The organism is Anoxybacillus sp. LAT27, from assembly GCF_022030075.1.
Taxonomy (GTDB): Bacteria; Bacillota; Bacilli; order Bacillales; family Anoxybacillaceae; genus Anoxybacillus; species Anoxybacillus kestanbolensis.
The window spans coordinates 21,533-35,704 of record NZ_JAIWYK010000073.1 but is presented as its reverse complement, the minus strand read 5'-3'; the positions used below and the strand labels follow the sequence as shown (position 1 = coordinate 35,704).

Below are 14,172 nucleotides of genomic sequence, written 5' to 3'. Positions count from 1 at the left end.
CCGATTTCCCCCTCCTATACCCTTATACCTATATATTAAAACAGCTTGTCGACTTTGTCGACAAGCTGAGCAGGGAATATTCCCTGCTTTGTTGTCGAGAGCAAGCACTTCGCGTCGAAAAGACGTTCGGCATGAAGTGCTTGCCTTCGCATTATAATCGTTTTGCTCCAACAAAACGTTGTTTCCAATAAGATTGATAAATAGAGTCTATTTTGACCCCTTTTGACGATGTGGCATGAATCATTCGACCATTGCCAATATAGATTGCAACGTGAGAGATCCCCTTATGTTTCGATGTTTTGAAAAACAGCAAATCTCCTGGTGCTAATTGTTTGAGGGAAACAGGCTTTCCTTTCTTATACATCGCTCCTGAAGAACGAGGAAGTGAAACGCCTACTTTTTTGTATGTATAACCAACAAAGCCGGAACAATCAAATCCTTTTGGTGTCGTTCCTCCTGTACGATACGGTGTGCCAATAACTTTATGTGCTTCAGCGATAAGCGTTTTAGCTGAAAAGGCAGCTTCTGTTTTGAAAGGGTTTGCAAAAAACGTGAAACATAGCAACATGAAGAGAGCGGTAGTGACTAGAGCTTTTTTCATTGCTTGAACCTCCAAAAGACTTGTTCCATGGACGAGTACATTATAGCAAAAAAGATGTCGAAAAATTGTTACATAGCCATTAAATTATGTTACAAATACATTACAAAGATCGATTTTTGCAAAAATAAAGAGAGAATTTAGCATATATGTCGGAACAGAAAAGTTGAATGTAGACGAGCTTCGCGATAAGATAGGGGGGAAGTACATGAAAAAAGGGGACCTCAAATGGGTGATTGGATCATTTCGTCAGAAGCGATTGTCGCTTTGTTAAAAATTATTGCGATCGATATTATTTTATCTGGGGACAACGCCATTGTGATTGCGATGGCTACACGTCGATTGCCGGAAAAACAACGCAATCGGGCAATTTTATTTGGTACTGCTGGAGCAGTCATTTTGCGCATATTGTTTGCTGCTGTTATCGTCTTTTTATTACAAATTCCATTTGTTCATTTTGTTGGAGGATTGTTGCTCCTTTGGATTGCGTATAAAGTGCTGATTAATGAAGAGGAAGAAGCGAACGTACAAGCTGCTGATCGTTTATGGAAGGCGATTTGGACTATTATTGTAGCCGATGCGGTCATGAGTTTAGATAACGTTGTCGCAATTGCAGGAGCTTCAGGTGGGCACATCGGCATGATCGCTTTCGGTGTTGCCATTAGCATTCCGATTATGATTTTCGGGTCAAAGGCTATTGTGTTGGCGATGGAAAAATATAAGTGGATTCCGTATGTTGGTTCCGGTATTTTAGCGTGGACGGCGGGGGAAATGCTGTTGAAGGATGAACAAATAAAGCGGTGGATTGCTTTTCCGCAAGGTTCGCAGTCGCTCGTATTTCTCATTGTTGTGACGGCATTTATTTTGCTAGCGGGATATGTAAAAAATAAAAAGACAGATAAACGAAAAATCGCATAAAAATTTTATAAACATACGTATAAAACACAAAGGAACGGTCATAATGGATAATGCTAAGTGTATTCCCCCGATCCCCCTGTGAATATACTTGAAAGGGCTATCTTCGTAACGAGATAGCCCGATTTTTTTTAAATAAATAAATTTAATCCTGCTTCTTCTGCATCGCCTAAATATGTGGCGACACCGCCAATTTCGATTCCGTCAATTAGTTCTTCTTTTTTAATGCCCATAATGTCCATTGACATTGAACAAGCGACGAGTTTAACACCTGCAGCCATCGCATTTTTCATTAATGTTTCGATATCGTCGACATGTTTCTTTTCCATTACGTATTGAATCATTTTTGGACCCATGCCTGCCATGTTCATTTTTGATAATGGAAGATCGTGAACACCTTTTGGCATCATCATGCCGAACATTTTTTCAAGCATATCTTTTTGTACAGGTGGCGCATCTTTTTTTCGTAAAATGTTGAGACCCCAGAATGTAAAGAACATCGTTACTTTTTTACCCATTGCAGCAGCCCCAGATGCGATAATAAATGATGCGATCGCTTTATCTAAATCGCCGCTAAACACAACAAGCGTTGCGCCGTCTTTTTTCGTTTCTTTTTCAGGGGAAGCAGTTGTTTTTGTTCCTTTTTGAATGTATGCGGTGAACGTTTTATTTTCAAACGTTGTTTTTAACAACGTATTGCCTGTTTTTTTGCACCATGATTGAATGTCGCGTGCAAACCCTGGGTCCGTTGCTTTTACTTCTAGCACATCTCCGTCTTTTAACTGTTCCATCGTTTGATATACTTTCATAATTGGTCCAGGGCATTGGAGCCCACATGCATCTAATGTTGTTGTCGCTTGAACGTTCATAACGTCTACACGCTCTACTTGTTTTTCTGTTTGTTCCTCTTTTCGTTGTTCTCGTTGTTCGCTATAAACAGCAGCATATGTTTTATATCCGCCATCTAAGTTTTTTACGCGGAAGCCATGTTGAGTTAATATACGAGCCGCTAAATAACCGCGCAATCCGACTTGGCAATATACGTAGATCGTTTCATCTTTAGGCAGTTCATGAAGTCGCTGGCGTAATTGTCCAAGCGGAATGTTGATAGATCCAGGAATAAATCCCATATCGCGCTCTATTTCTTCACGCACGTCAACGAGACACGCTCCATTTTTTACTAACTCATTTACTTCATGCCATTGAATGGTTTCAACCATATCTTCAATGATGTTTGTTGCGACATAGCCAGCCATATTAACAGGATCTTTAGCAGATGAATATGGCGGTGCGTACGCTAATTCTAAATCTGGTAAGTCAAATACAGTCATCCCGCCTTTAATGGCTGTTGCAAGGACGTCGATACGTTTATCGACACCGTCGTAACCGACAGCTTGGGCACCGAAAATGCGTCCTGTTTTTCGATCGAACAATAGTTTTAGAGCAATCGGAAATGCACCTGGATAATAGCTTGCGTGTGAATTTGGATGAATGTGTATGACTTCATATTGTATGCCGAGACGTTGCAACGTTTTTTCGTTGTTTCCTGTTGCTGCCACCGTCATGTCAAATACTTTGGCGATCGCTGTGCCAAGCGTTCCTTTGTAGTGTACGTTTCGGCCGTTAATATGGTCGGCAACGATGCGTCCTTGCCGATTTGCTGGCCACGCGAGCGGAATGTGAGTCAGTTTGCCGTTAATATAGTCCATCACTTCGATTGCATCGCCAATGGCATAAATTGAAGAATCGGATGTTTGTAAATATTCATTGACTTGAATGCCACCACGTTCCCCAATCGCTAATCCAGCTTGTTTAGCTAATTCATTTTCTGGTTTTACGCCAATCGCTAATACGATCATGTCCGTTTCAATTGTTGTTCCGCTTTGTAAACGAACAATTTTTCCTTGTTGTTCAAATGCTGCAACGCCGTCTTCTAAGATAAGGCGGACACCTTTATCTCTTATATGTTGATGGAGAATGGCTGCCATTTCGTAGTCGACGGGCGCCATAATTTGTTTCGCCATTTCAACAAGTGTGACGTCTATGCCACGTTCCCATAAGTTTTCAGCCATTTCTACCCCGATAAACCCGCCGCCGATAACGACCGCTTTTTTCGGTTTTTTCTCATCCACATATGCTTTAATTCGGTCGGTATCTGGGATGTTGCGCAATGTGAATAAGTCGTTTGCTTCTTCAATGCCTGGGATGTTTGGCTTGATTGGGCTTGCCCCTGGTGATAAAACGAGATAATCATAGCTTTCTTCATACGTTTTTCCAGTTGGCAAATGTTTAACCGTTACCGTTTTCCGTTCGCGGTTAATTGCAATGACTTCGCTTTGAATACGAATGTCAAGATGAAATTTTTCTGCCATGCCTTCAACCGTTTGCACGAGTAAGGCGTCACGTTCTTTAATTGCTCCACCAATGTAATATGGAAGACCACAGTTTGCAAATGAAATATATTCTCCACGTTCAAACATGACGATTTCTGCTTGTTCATCTAAACGACGTAAGCGAGCAGCTGTCGTTGCACCACCAGCTACGCCACCGACAATGACAATTTTTTTGCTCATAGTGATCAACCTCCTTGTATTGTGAATTGTATCACAAGATCATATATAGATAAAGGGGTATTGGTATTAGAATGTGTCGAATTTGTGAATGTTTTCACGGAAAAAATGACGTTGTACGTATGGTTAAGATGTTTGTATAATTTGGTTGAAGAAAAAACTTGCACAAGGGTGGGGAGAAGTATGCATCCAAGTGTAACGTTTTTAAACTTCGATCATACGTATACGTGGCAACGGAACCTTCTTCGTTTTCCTCATGAATGGATCGATATGTATGACATAAAAGGAACGAATTTATATTGCGATGACGATGCGATGCAAGAAATTGAAAAGCGACTTGCATGCCGTCATACAAGAGGGATAACGTTTATCGGAAGCGGCAACTATCATTACGTTTCATACGCATTACTTAAGCAGCTTCATGAGCCGTTTACGCTCGTATTGTTTGACCATCATACAGATATGAATGAGCAAACGTTGTTTCCACTTCTTTCATGTGGCTCATGGGTATCGTATGCTCAAAAACACGTTCCGACGTTAAAACATGTTGTCATCATCGGTTCTGCAATTTCACACACATCTTCACAGGTCACGATCTTTCCAAAAAGCGATTTCATGTATGCACCAATGACGATTATGCGCGCGATTCCGACAAAACATATATACATTAGCATTGACAAAGATGTGCTTCGCCCACAAGATGCCCAAACAAATTGGGATCAAGGGACGATGTCGTTACGCACACTTACCACTTACGTTGATTATCTTTTCCGATATAAGCATGTGCTCGGTGTTGATGTATGCGGCGAAGATCGTTCGTTTTGTGTGAAAAACGAGCAAGCGAACGAAGCAATTATTCGAGCATGCCTCAAACATATGCCGATTTCTTCTGCATCGTAATATTTTGTGAACACGTTAAAAAAGGATAGATGTTTCGTCTCCCTCGTACTATAATGAATATTGAAAAGGGTTATCATTATTAATTGGGGGATTACGTATGGTTGCGATGACGCAATTACGAGTTGGGGAACGCGCAAAAATTGTTGATTTATCGCGAGTAAGTGATTTAGTAAAAAGAAGGCTGTTAGATATGGGTGTAACAGAGGGGGCAGAAATTTGTTTAAAATGCACGATGCCGCTTGGTGGCCCATTTATGATTGAAAATTGTGGACAATGTGTTGGCATCCGTCGCCATGAGGCGATGAACATTCAGGTGAAGCCGTTATGATGCATGTTGCACTCGTAGGTAACCCAAATACAGGGAAAACATCATTGTTTAATCAGCTCACAGGGACGTATGAGTACGTTGGAAACTGGAGCGGTGTGACAGTCGAAAAAAAAGTGGGCGTTTTGCGCAGTAAAAAAGCGAAAATGATTGATTTGCCCGGCGTATATTCGCTTCATCCGATCTCACGAGATGAGCGAGTAGTGACGCAATTTTTATTGACCGAGTCATTCGATGAAATTTTAAATATTGTCGATGCGTCACAATTAGAACGAAATTTATTGTTGACTGTACAGTTATTGGAATTTGGTAAGCCATTGGCGATTGCTTTAAATATGGTTGATGTAGCTGAAAGACGTGGCATATTCATCGATCAAACAAAATTGGCTGAAGCGTTGCGTGTTCCTGTCGTTCCTGTCGTTGCTCGAACAGGAAAAGGATGTGATCAAGTAGAGCGCATGTTGCTCGAAAAAGTAACAGGACGAACTGAGCCGCTCACCCTTGTTTACGGTGAGACGATGGAACGAGCAATTGACCGTTTTATCGCAACGTGGGGGACGGAAGAGTCATTTCCTGTTCGTTGGTTAGCTATTCAGTTTTATGAAGGAAATAGCTATGTGCGTGATTATGTCGCAGAAAAATTGCCCGAAGCGACGTGGCGTTCATTATATGAACAAGCCGAAAAAGAAGTGAAACAGGCAGAACAAATGTCGCTTGCTCAGTTTATTTATGAAAAACGTCGTTCATTCGTAAAACAAGTCATCGAACAAGTTGTGCAACGCACAGAAATCGGACAGGTGACGCTGACGGATCGCATCGATGTGGTTGTAACGAATAAATATGTCGGCATTCCGCTGTTTTTATTGGCGATGTATGTGTTATTTCAACTTACATTTGATTGGCTCGGAGCACCGCTTTCCGATTTGCTTGATGCCTTTTTCGCAGGTCCGTTAACCGATTCGGTGACGGCGATGCTAGAAGCGATCGGTGCTTCTGAATTTATTCGTGCGCTCGTTGTTGATGGCATTATCGCAGGGGTAGGCGGCGTGCTTGTGTTCGTTCCGCAAATTTTTATTTTATTTTTCTTTATTTCGTTTTTAGAAGATTCAGGGTATATGGCACGTGTAGCGCTTGTCATGGATCGATTAATGGAGTCGGTCGGATTAAATGGAAAAGCGTTTATCCCGCTCATTATTGGGTTTGGTTGCAATGTTCCGGGCGTCATGGCGGCACGGACGATTGAGCAACCACGGGAGCGGCTTATGACGATGTTGTTAACACCGCTTATGTCTTGTTCGGCACGTTTGCCTGTATATGCTTTATTTGTCGGTGCGTTTTTTGCAGCCCATCAAGCCATCATCGTTCTCTTTTTATATGTGCTTGGCGTTTCGCTTGCACTTATACTTGCAAAACTTTTTTCGTTAACGATTTTAAAAGAAGAAGCATCGGTGTTTGTCGTGGAATTGCCGCCATATCGCATGCCGCAATGGCAAGCGCTATGGCGTAGCACGTGGGATAAAGGAAAAGGATTTGTGAAAAAAGCAGGGACGTTCATTTTTGGCGGTTCTGTTGCCATCTGGCTATTATCTTACGTTGGGCCGCATGGTATCAATGTAAACATGGACGATAGCTTTTTGGCGATGATTGGCGGTGTACTTGCGCCGTTACTTGCACCGCTTGGATTTGGAACGTGGCAAGCTGGAGCAGCACTGTTGACCGGATTTTTAGCCAAAGAAGTCGTTGTGTCGACGATGAACATTATTTATCACGTACCAGATGTTGAGTCGCTTCAAGGGCTCATGGCCTCGCATTTTACAGCTTTATCTGCGTTTAGTTTTATGGTATTTGTGTTACTATATGTTCCATGTTTAGCAACTGTTGCAACGATTTACAAAGAAACAGGTTCACGAAAATGGACGATGTTTTCCATTGGATATGCGCTCGTACTGGCGTATATTGTTTCATTTGTGATTTACCAAGGCGGAAGCTTGCTTGGCTTCTAAAGGAAGGGATATACATGATCGTAAATGTTGTCATTGGCACAATTATTTTCGGATACGCAGCATGGACGATTTTTCGTTTCATTCAAAAAAGTAAGCGTGGAACATGTGCGGCTTGCTCTGTCAAAGGATCGTGCGGCACAAGTTGTCATGAAAAAAGCTGACATCAGTCAGCTTTTTTCAATAGATGATGCGAAAAGTCTTTTCGTGAGAGACCGTCGGAATAGAGTATTGTTCGATGCGTTCTACACGGGCAAACGGCGGCCCTTTTTTTATTTCATCAACAAACGCCTCAACCTTTTCCACGTCCCCTTGAACTTCCATTTCAATCATATGATCGGCATCACAATTTTTTACCCAGCCTGTTAATCCTCGTCTTCTTGCTTCGTATTGAGCAAAGTAACGAAATCCTACCCCTTGTACACGACCGTGCGCAACGATGGCATAACGAACGATCATTCGCTTATCTCCTTTGCTAAAAATTTTCTATAAAAATCATACAACAGCCTACCTTGTCATGCATACGTTGAATACGTAAAAAGATTTACAGGGGAGGAACAGTTGTGAACGAAATGGATCGCTACATTCAAAAAGCGGTTATGTATGATTTGTTGGCGCGTTATTATCAATATAAAGATTGGGAACAGTATGAAAAGTATATGCGAAAACATATAGGGTATGTAGAAAAAATGGTGAAGTCACGCGAAGAAGGGCGAGATGATGATGCTGGACGTGTTCGTTTATTCCATGCATCGCCAAATGCTCCTGCAGTTGACGTATATATCAATGGTCAAAAAATATTACGCCATATGAAATATAAACAGCTAAGTCAGTATATGAAAGTGCCAAAAGGAGAACATCGTATCGATGTGTATCCAGCAGGACACACGACGTCTCCGGTTCTTAGTCAAACCATTCAAATACTGCCGAAAATGACGTATACGCTTGCGGTGATCGGTGATGTGCATCGCTTGCAACTTCTTCCTATTCTTGACCATCCGTATGCACCGTACGGGAAAGCGAAAGTGCGCTTTGCTCACTTTTCACCAGACGCACCAGCCGTCGATATTGTGTTGCGCAACGGTGATGTGCTATTTCACAATGCTTCATTTGGAAAGGTGACGGATTATATTGAAGCGCCAGTCAATGAAAAATTACATGTCGACGTGCGTGTGGCAGGGACAAATCAAGTTGTTTTATCCATTCCCAATGTACGCTTCCAACCAAATAAGTCTTATACGGTCGTTGCCGTCGGTTACGTATCCCGCACTCCTTCATTAGAAGTGTTAGTATTAGAGTCGTAAAAAAAAGAGCTTTGATCGAAAGGATCAAGGCTCTTTTCGTTGTTGCCGCTTTTCATATTGTTCATCTACATACTTAGCAAATGATTCATCAAATTGTTGCTCCAGTTGTTTTTTAATTTGTTTTGCTAACGTAGGGCTTGCCCCACCTGTTGTAACGGCAATTTGTAATTTTCCACGTGAAAAGAAAGCGGGAACATGAACATTCCCAAGCAGATGGTTGCTTACGACGTTAACAAGTTGATTAGGTGACGCATGTGCAGCAATTTGTTCATTGACGCTTGAATCGTTCGTTGCCGCAATAATCAAAAAAGCATCGATATAATCGGCTGGTTCAATGGGGCGCGCGTGCCACGTAATTTGTTTCTGCTCAGCTAAATGAACGATGGCATCGATCGCTTGTGGGCTAATGACGGTAATATACGCTCCTTCATCAAGAAGAGGGAGGAGGCGGCGATATGCAATCCGTCCCCCACCAGCAATGACAACTTTTTTTCCTGTCAGTCGTACGAAAAGAGGAAACATATGTTCATCCCCATTCCTTCACTTGTTGTTCAACGAGATGGTCTAATACGTCATACGTTCGCACAGGAGGATATAATGTAAACGATACATCGCTCGCTTGTTGTGCTTGCAGCGTCTTATGAATATAGTCAAGCAGCTGACCGAAAAATAAGATGTATGGAACAACGGCCACTCGTTTATGATTTGCTGTTTTGGAAAGCGAAGTGACAACGTCAGAAAAAGAAGGCGAAGCAGCTGCTAAATAACATGGATATACGGGTATGTTTGTTTCGTTTTGCAATAAATAAGCGATCTGCTGAAAATCCGCTTGTGCTTCCGTATCGCTACTTCCGCGACCGACGAGCATAATAGCATCGGCGTGTTCGATCGTCGCGGAGAGAGCAGAAATAATGTCGTGTTGTACACCGAACGGTTTTCCGTATGTGATCGTCACAAAAGGAAACATTTTTTTTGCTTTTTCTAATTCATACGGGATGTCGTGTTTGGCGTGATTCGCTGCCAATAGTAAAAGCGGAATGGCTAAAATCGTTGTTGCTCCGTCACGAACACAACGTTCTACTCCTGTGACAATATCCGGTTCGCATAATTCTAAAAAACATATATGTTGAATAGGGATGGAGACCGAAGAAGAGAGGCGTTCAACAAAAGCGATCGCCTCTTTTTGTCCTTCTTTCGATCGGCTCCCGTGACAAATATACAATACAGCTTTCATATGTTACCTCATTCCATGCGCCATTTTTTCTTCTAACATCGTTTCAAACCATTGCAGTTGTTCATGCAGCTGAACAACTTCTCCGACAATAATGATACTCGGGTTAGCAATCGCTTGTTTTTTTGCAACGTCCACAATCGTTCCTAATGTAGCCACAACTGTTTTTTGTTGAGGGAGCGTTCCCCACTGAATGATTGCAACAGGAGTTTGAGGTTTTCTTCCATATAATTGTAACTGTTTGCAAATGAGTGGAAGATGTTTCACACCCATATAAATGACGAGTGTATCCACGCCTTTTGCTAAATGTTCCCATTGTATGGCGTCTGTGGCGTCGAGTCGGCGATGACCCGTGACAAACGCAACGCTTCCGCTGAAATCACGATGGGTCACCGGGATGCCTGCATACGCGGGAACAGCGATACCAGATGTGATACCTGGGACGATTTCAAAAGGAATGCCGTGTTTGATTAGCGCCTGTGCTTCTTCACCGCCACGTCCGAATAGAAAAGGATCGCCACCTTTTAATCTTGTTATAATTTTACCTTTTTTTGCATACTTGACTAAAAAATGATGAATCGTCTCTTGTTTCATTGTATGGTAATTTGGTAGTTTCCCGCAATAAATTAAATCGGCATCACGTTTCGCAAACGATAAAAGCTGTTCGTTAATAAGGCGGTCATATAAAATGACATCTGCTTGTTGGATACATTTTAATCCTTTTACTGTAATCAGTTCAGGATCTCCAGGGCCAGCGCCGACTAAATATACTTTTCCCATTGTCTCCACCTAAATCCATTGTTTATTTTTTAAGTAAGAAATGATTTGTTGAACGCATTGTTCGATTGAATGTTGATCTGTATCGACGACAACATCAGGCGACAACGGTGGCTCATATGGTGAGTCAATGCCGGTAAAGTCGCGAATTTCCCCATTTCGTGCTTTTTTATACAATCCTTTTGGGTCGCGTTGTTCGCACGTTTCAAGTGGACAGCGGACATAAACTTCAACAAATTCATCTTGTGCGAGTTTGTTGCGAACAAGTTGACGGTCTTGACGGAACGGGGAAATGAAGGCGGTCAACACGATTTGACCGCTGTCTACAAACAACTTTGCGACTTCGCCAATTCGACGAATGTTTTCGGTGCGATCTTCGGCAGAAAAACCTAAATCGCTGTTTAAACCGTGACGTACGTTATCGCCATCGAGCACGTAACAGTGAATATTTTGTTCAAATAATGTTTTCGCGACTGCATTCGCTAATGTAGATTTTCCTGAACCAGATAATCCAGTAAACCAAAGGACAAAACTATGATGGTTATTTTTTTTTCGGCGATCTTCTTTTGTCACACTTTCTTTATGCCAAATAATATTCATCATCGCCCACCTCCGACTGTTTGTAGACCATCCATGAGCACGCGAACCACTTCGGGACGGCTGAATGTACTCGGTGGCATCTCACCAGCACGTAACATTTCCCTTACTTTTGTGCCGGAAAGAACGACGTGAGCCGTCGCGTCATGAGGGCACGTTTTCGTTGACGCCATCGCTTCGCATTTTGTGCAGTAAAAGCTATGCTCGAAAAAGAGAGGAGTAATGCCAAGTTCTTCGTTTGTAAACTGCAAGAAAATTTTTTGGGCGTCATACGTGCCGTAATAGTTGCCAACTCCCGCATGGTCGCGTCCGACAATGAAGTGCGTGCAACCAAAATTTTTACGTACGAGCGCGTGGAAAATGGCTTCACGTGGACCTGCATAGCGCATCGCGGCCGTAAATACGCCAAGGAAAACACGATCTTTTGGATAATAATGCTCAAGCAATACTTGATAGCTTTTTAAGCGAATGTCTGCTGGGATGTCATCCTCTTTCGTTTCGCCAACGAGCGGATTTAAATAAAGACCGTCGACAATTTCAAGTGCACATTTTTGAATATATTCATGAGCACGGTGAACCGGATTGCGCGTTTGAAACCCGACGACCGTTTTCCAACCAAGTTCCGCAAATCGTTGTTTTGTTTCTTTTGGTGTAAAAAAGAACGGTGTAAAAATTCCTTTGTCTGTTTGGCGTACAAGTTGGACAGGGCCTCCAATATATACATCTGGTTTTTCAAATAATTTTTTAACGCCAGGGTGTGCTAAGTCTTCTGTTTGGTATACAAGAAGCGCTTCTTTTCGTTTATCTGGTCGATATATATGTTGCACTTCCATTGTGCCGTATACCGTCTGTTCGTAAACGAGCTCGACTTCATCCCCGAGCGATAGCTGTTTTGCTTGTTGTTCGGTTACCGCAAGTGTGATGGGGATGCTCCATACTGCTCCATTCGTTAGTCGCATCGTTTCGACGACGGAATGATAGTCATCTTCCCCTAGAAATCCAGTGAGTGGTGCATAGCCGCCAATCGCAAGCAATTCAAGGTCACTTAATTCTGCTTTACTTAATACAATTTGTTTCATTTTTTATGCCTCCTAAACTTATTATTCTTATAAAATAACTAGGATTAAATACCGCCACCGTGCTCGTGAAACGAACGACGTTCCTCGGTGATCGTCTTTTTTAAGCTAATCGTTCCGAGTGTAGCAAAACAAACACTAACAATGGCGATTGCTGTATAAATATCGCTATGAAGTAATAATTTAATTAAACTATATGAAACAGCTAAGGCGAAAATAGGGGAGACTACCCATACTTTCAGCACTTGAATAACAATTTGCTTTTGCCAAATCGAAAAACCATTTTTTGTTGTACCGATGCCAATAATGGCTGATGTCGTAATTTGTGTTAGTGGAACGGGGAGACCAAAAAGAGATGAAACGATAACGAGCGTTGCCCCGATGCCTGAAATAATGCACCCTTCTAGTTGAGAGAACGTCGTAATTTTTTTTCCATTCGTTTCTAACACGCGGCTGCCAAGCAAAAGCGCTCCGAGTGCAACGAACAATCCGCCAAAAATAATGCCATATTTGACAGATAATAAACCAGCTCCCACGAGAGGACCGACAGCGTTGGCAACGTTGTTCATTCCTGCTGAAAACGCTTCGAAAAATCCCGCAATAATAAGCAAAAAGCCGATCCATTTGTTTTGTTTCAATGTTTTTCCTTTTAGCCATTTACTAATGAAAAAAGCTAAAGAAAACGCAGCAAGAGGTGTAATAAGCCAAAATGATACGATCCATAGAAGTTTGCCGACGTACAAACTTTGGTACGCAATACCTGCGCCAACGACCGCCCCAACTGTAATTTCGCTTGTGGATAACGGAATGCCGAGCACGTTGGCGGCAAATAGCGAAATCGTTGCCGCTGCTAAAACGATGACGACAACGTCTGTTTTTAAAATGGATGTCGGAACGATGCCAGAACCGATCGTTTTGACAACTTCTCCTCCGCTTAAGCTGCCGAGAAAAATAGCAACAGCGCATATGAATAAAGCGATGCGCTTATTTGACAATGTGCCTGACCCATAAGCAGCACCCATCGTTGCGGCAGCACCGCTTCCCCCGATGTTCATCGCAAAGAAAAAAGCGATAATAAAAGCAACTGTAACCAATGCGTTTCCCCCTTTACGACTCGTGCAAGCCGCATTCTGTTTTTCCTAGCCCAGCCCACCGTCCAGAACGTAAATCTTCTTCCGTATAAGCAGGGGCTGTACATGGTGCACAACCGATGCTCGGATATCCACGATCGTGAAGCGGATTATAGGAAAGATTGTGGCGATGCACGTAGCGCCATACGTCTTTCCACGTCCAATGAATAAGCGGACAAACTTTAATGTTTTGAAACTTTTTATCGAGATTAATAAATTCAACATGTTGCCGTGTTGGTGATTGCTCGCGGCGCAGTCCGGAAATCCATGCTTTTTTTCCTGTCATCGCTTGCCGAAGGGGAATAATTTTTCTTAGTTCACAGCATTTGTTTGGATCTCTTTTCCAAAGTTCTGCCCCGAATTGTTTCTCTTGTTCTGCAAGTGATAAAGACGGTGTTTGTAAATGAATACGCAAGCGAGGATACGCTTGCTTAACGCGTTCAATCGTTTCATACGTTTCAGAAAAATGTAAATGCGTATCGAGAAAAACAATTTCCGCATCGTCACGCACTTGCGAAATAAGGTCAATGAGCACAATCCCTTCAATACCGAAACTGCAAGCATACAAAAGATCGTCACCATAATGATCGTACGCCCATGACAGCACATGTAGTGCCCCTTTTTCATTATTATCGATTGGAAAAGTCGGTTTTTGTTCAATATCCCACGTTTCATACGTGATCATATCGCATCTTCCTTTCGTACTTTCTCGCCCTTCTGTTTGATTGTTTTAAATTTTAACACAATTC

The 14,172-nt window shown here is 42.3% G+C and carries 16 protein-coding genes; 6 read left to right on the top strand and 10 right to left on the bottom strand.

Annotated features, from left to right (window positions below; translation table 11 throughout):
• Window positions 1–151: 151 nt before the first annotated feature.
• The gene (locus tag LD028_RS07455) at window positions 152–601 is read right to left on the bottom strand and encodes a C40 family peptidase (RefSeq protein ID WP_237811438.1); all 450 of its coding nucleotides are present in this window, start codon (window positions 599–601) and stop codon (window positions 152–154) included.
• A 225-nt stretch (window positions 602–826) separates the two neighbouring features.
• Between LD028_RS07455 and LD028_RS07450 the strand changes: the two genes are divergently transcribed.
• A complete protein-coding gene (locus LD028_RS07450; RefSeq protein WP_006321982.1) occupies window positions 827–1,516 on the top strand; it encodes a TerC family protein in 690 nt (229 codons plus the stop codon).
• A gap of 128 nt (window positions 1,517–1,644) precedes the next feature.
• On the opposite strand, the gene cdr is transcribed toward LD028_RS07450, so the two are convergent.
• Complete coding sequence (cdr, locus tag LD028_RS07445) at window positions 1,645–4,086, bottom strand: CoA-disulfide reductase (RefSeq protein ID WP_237811437.1); 2,442 nt, start codon at window positions 4,084–4,086, stop codon at window positions 1,645–1,647.
• Between the two features lie 180 nt (window positions 4,087–4,266).
• Between cdr and LD028_RS07440 the strand changes: the two genes are divergently transcribed.
• From LD028_RS07440 to LD028_RS07425, 4 genes are all read left to right on the top strand, one after another.
• Complete coding sequence (locus LD028_RS07440; protein WP_006321985.1) at window positions 4,267–4,983, top strand: arginase family protein; 717 nt, start codon at window positions 4,267–4,269, stop codon at window positions 4,981–4,983.
• Between the two features lie 97 nt (window positions 4,984–5,080).
• A complete protein-coding gene (locus LD028_RS07435; protein ID WP_006321986.1) occupies window positions 5,081–5,311 on the top strand; it encodes a FeoA family protein in 231 nt (76 codons plus the stop codon).
• Window positions 5,308–7,311 carry a ferrous iron transport protein B gene (feoB, locus tag LD028_RS07430; RefSeq protein ID WP_237811436.1) on the top strand — a complete coding sequence of 668 codons (2,004 nt, stop codon included), beginning with the start codon at window positions 5,308–5,310 and terminating at the stop codon, window positions 7,309–7,311. Before LD028_RS07435 ends, feoB begins: the two co-directional genes overlap by 4 nt.
• Window positions 7,312–7,325: 14 nt before the next feature.
• Window positions 7,326–7,472 (top strand): FeoB-associated Cys-rich membrane protein, encoded by a 147-nt coding sequence (locus LD028_RS07425; protein ID WP_006321988.1) that lies wholly within the window; start codon window positions 7,326–7,328, stop codon window positions 7,470–7,472.
• 16 nt (window positions 7,473–7,488) lie between these two features.
• On the opposite strand, the gene LD028_RS07420 is transcribed toward LD028_RS07425, so the two are convergent.
• Window positions 7,489–7,767 (bottom strand): acylphosphatase, encoded by a 279-nt coding sequence (locus LD028_RS07420; protein ID WP_237811435.1) that lies wholly within the window; start codon window positions 7,765–7,767, stop codon window positions 7,489–7,491.
• A 113-nt stretch (window positions 7,768–7,880) separates the two neighbouring features.
• Between LD028_RS07420 and LD028_RS07415 the strand changes: the two genes are divergently transcribed.
• Window positions 7,881–8,612 carry a DUF4397 domain-containing protein gene (locus tag LD028_RS07415; protein WP_237811442.1) on the top strand — a complete coding sequence of 244 codons (732 nt, stop codon included), beginning with the start codon at window positions 7,881–7,883 and terminating at the stop codon, window positions 8,610–8,612.
• Window positions 8,613–8,636: 24 nt separating this feature from the next.
• Here LD028_RS07415 and LD028_RS07410 read toward each other — a convergent pair whose 3' ends face one another.
• Genes LD028_RS07410 through LD028_RS07380 form a run of 7 tightly spaced genes read right to left on the bottom strand, consistent with a single transcriptional unit; the run spans window position 8,637 to window position 14,108 of the window.
• Window positions 8,637–9,134: an NAD(P)-dependent oxidoreductase gene (locus LD028_RS07410; protein WP_237811434.1), complete on the bottom strand. Its 498-nt coding sequence runs from the start codon at window positions 9,132–9,134 to the stop codon at window positions 8,637–8,639.
• A gap of 4 nt (window positions 9,135–9,138) precedes the next feature.
• The gene (locus LD028_RS07405; protein WP_237811433.1) at window positions 9,139–9,846 is read right to left on the bottom strand and encodes a sirohydrochlorin chelatase; all 708 of its coding nucleotides are present in this window, start codon (window positions 9,844–9,846) and stop codon (window positions 9,139–9,141) included.
• A gap of 3 nt (window positions 9,847–9,849) precedes the next feature.
• Window positions 9,850–10,623 carry a uroporphyrinogen-III C-methyltransferase gene (gene cobA / locus LD028_RS07400; protein ID WP_237811432.1) on the bottom strand — a complete coding sequence of 258 codons (774 nt, stop codon included), beginning with the start codon at window positions 10,621–10,623 and terminating at the stop codon, window positions 9,850–9,852.
• A 9-nt stretch (window positions 10,624–10,632) separates the two neighbouring features.
• The gene (gene cysC, locus LD028_RS07395) at window positions 10,633–11,220 is read right to left on the bottom strand and encodes an adenylyl-sulfate kinase (protein WP_077429716.1); all 588 of its coding nucleotides are present in this window, start codon (window positions 11,218–11,220) and stop codon (window positions 10,633–10,635) included.
• Complete coding sequence (sat, locus tag LD028_RS07390) at window positions 11,220–12,296, bottom strand: sulfate adenylyltransferase (protein WP_237811431.1); 1,077 nt, start codon at window positions 12,294–12,296, stop codon at window positions 11,220–11,222. Before sat ends, cysC begins: the two co-directional genes overlap by 1 nt.
• A 44-nt stretch (window positions 12,297–12,340) precedes the next feature.
• A complete protein-coding gene (locus LD028_RS07385) occupies window positions 12,341–13,387 on the bottom strand; it encodes a sulfate permease (RefSeq protein WP_129000894.1) in 1,047 nt (348 codons plus the stop codon).
• Between the two features lie 13 nt (window positions 13,388–13,400).
• Complete coding sequence (locus LD028_RS07380; protein ID WP_006321999.1) at window positions 13,401–14,108, bottom strand: phosphoadenylyl-sulfate reductase; 708 nt, start codon at window positions 14,106–14,108, stop codon at window positions 13,401–13,403.
• Window positions 14,109–14,172 lie beyond the last annotated feature (64 nt).